Below are 2,039 nucleotides of genomic sequence, written 5' to 3' on the forward strand. Positions count from 1 at the left end.
GGGCGGCGCCCCCCGGCCGCGCGCGCCGGTCGGCGCGGCGGCGGACCCGTCCTGGCCCGGTGCCGCTGGTCTGCTGGTCACGCCGTTCATTTCACACCGGTACGGGGGGACGGCCGGGCAGCTCAGGCCGCGTGTCGGCGACAAATCGGACGGGCGGCGGGAGGCGTGGCGTGGGACGCGCCCTATTGGTTCGCGGGTGGCCCGGGGCAATCACTAGGCTTGACGGTCATGAGTCACGTTCTCGCCGCGGTCGCCTGGCCCTACGCCAACGGCCCGCGCCACATCGGCCACGTATCCGGATTCGGCGTTCCCTCCGACGTCTTCGCCCGGTACATGCGGATGGCCGGCCACGACGTGCTCATGGTCTCGGGCACCGACGAGCACGGCACCCCGATCCAGGTGCAGGCCGACGCCGAGGGGGTCACCCCGCGCGAGCTGGCCGACCGGTACAACCGGGTGATCGCCGAGGACCTGCGCGCGCTCGGGCTGTCGTACGACCTGTTCACCCGGACCACCACCCGCAACCACTACGCGGTGGTGCAGGAGCTGTTCCAGGGGCTCTACCGCAACGGCTACATCGTCCCCAAGGTCACCACCGGGGCGATCTCCCCGTCCACCGGCCGCACCCTGCCGGACCGCTACATCGAGGGCACCTGCCCGATCTGCGGCTACGACAGCGCCCGCGGCGACCAGTGCGACAACTGCGGCAACCAGCTCGACCCGATCGACCTGATCAACCCCAAATCGAAGATCAACGGCGAGACGCCCGAGTTCGTCGAGACCGAGCACTTCTTCCTGGACCTGCCCGCCCTGGCCGACGCGCTGCGGCAGTGGCTGGACACCCGCGAGGGCTGGCGCCCCAACGTGCTGCGCTTCTCCCGCAACCTGCTGGACGACCTCCAGCCGCGGGCCATCACCCGGGACCTGGAGTGGGGCGTGCCGATCCCGCTGGACGGCTGGCGCGACCGGCCCGACAAGCGGATCTACGTCTGGTTCGACGCGGTCATCGGTTACCTGTCCGCCTCGATCGAATGGGCCCGCCGCACCGGCGACCCCGAGGCCTGGCGCAAGTGGTGGTCGGCCGACGCCGAGGGCAAGGACGCCCGCGGCTACTACTTCATGGGCAAGGACAACATCGTCTTCCACTCGGTCATCTGGCCGGCGCTGCTCGGCGGCTACTCCGGCGACGGCTCCCGCGACGGCGAACCGGGCGAGCTGGGCCGGCTCAACCTGCCCACCGAGGTCGTCTCCAGCGAATACCTGACCATGGAGGGACGCAAGTTCTCCTCCTCCCGCAAGGTGGTCATCTACGTCCGGGACTTCCTGGAGCGGTACGACGCCGACGCGCTGCGCTACTTCATCGCGGTCGCCGGCCCGGAGAGCAACGACACCGACTTCACCTGGGCCGAGTTCCTCCGCCGCAACAACGACGAGCTGGTCGCCGGCTGGGGCAACCTGGTCAACCGGTCCATCTCAATGGCGGCGAAGAACTTCGGCGCCATCCCGCCGGTCGACCCGGCCGGGCTCACCGACGCCGACCAGGCGCTGCTGGACATCGCGAAGGCCGGCTTCGCCACCGTCGGCGACCTGATCGCCCGGCACCGGCAGAAGCAGGCCATCGGCGAGGCCATGCGGGTCGTCGCCGAGGCCAACAAGTACCTGTCGGAGCAGGCGCCCTGGAAGCTCAAGGGCGAGGACGACAAGCCCCGGATGGGCACCATCCTGCACGTCGCCCTCCAGGTGGTCAGCGACGCCAACACGCTGCTCACCCCGTTCCTGCCGCACTCCGCACAGCAGATCCACGAGCTGCTCGGCGGCACCGGCGTGCACGCGCCGATGCCGGTGATCGACGAGGTCGAGGACCTCGACGGTGGTCCGGCGTACCCGGTGCTGACCGGCGACTACACCGTCGGCGCGCGCTGGGAGTCCGTACCGCTGGAGGCAGGCCGGCCGCTCGCGGCGCCGAAGCCGGTGTTCCGCAAGCTCGACCCGTCGATCGTCGACGAGGAGCTGGCCCGGCTGGCCGGCTGAACCCGACG

At 70.7% G+C, this 2,039-nt stretch carries 1 protein-coding gene; it reads left to right on the plus strand.

Annotated features, from left to right (window positions below):
* Positions 1 to 228 precede the first annotated feature (228 nt).
* On the plus strand, positions 229 to 2,031 hold the full coding sequence (metG, locus tag ACWEVO_RS35620; protein ID WP_452311799.1) for a methionine--tRNA ligase: 1,803 nt from the start codon (positions 229 to 231) through the stop codon (positions 2,029 to 2,031).
* Positions 2,032 to 2,039 lie beyond the last annotated feature (8 nt).

It is taken from the genome of Micromonospora sp. NPDC003776 (assembly GCF_053605645.1).